The 464-nt window shown below is 28.0% G+C and carries 1 protein-coding gene; it reads left to right on the top strand.

What is annotated here, in order from left to right:
- The coding region (mreD, locus tag C1E99_RS09580; RefSeq protein ID WP_105207397.1) for a rod shape-determining protein MreD at positions 1 to 400 on the top strand (400 nt) is incomplete at its 5' end.
- Positions 401 to 464 lie beyond the last annotated feature (64 nt).

The raw sequence follows: 464 nt of genomic DNA on the forward strand, positions 1-464 counted from the left end.
AAGTCATTTGGTACTTATGTTAGCTATTTTTTATGCTAACTATGTGTCTCTTGGTTTTTCATTATTCATATTTACTTTGCTAGGTTTGGTATATGATATTAGTTATCTTAATCTGATTGGTATTGCTACTACAACCCTTCCTTTAGTTTTGTATTGTATCTATTTCTTCTTCCAAAGTGCAGTCAGCAAGCGAGGAATTAATATTCTGATTTTACTAGTAGCTATTTTTCAATTTGAATTTATTAGTTATTCATTTGCTCGTATTTTTCATATAACAAACTTGTCTGTGTTTATCTTTGTTTTTAATAAATTACTTCCAAGTTTACTATTCAATTTGGCCTTATTTTTCGTACTACAGCCGTTATTTGAGCGTTTATTTGGAATAACAAACAAGACATAGAAATGTAATAATTGCGTAATATACTTACGCAATTTTTTTGATAAAATGAGAGAGTCAGAAAGTA

It is taken from the genome of Streptococcus suis (assembly GCF_002964045.1).
Lineage (GTDB): Bacteria > Bacillota > Bacilli > Lactobacillales > Streptococcaceae > Streptococcus > Streptococcus suis_U.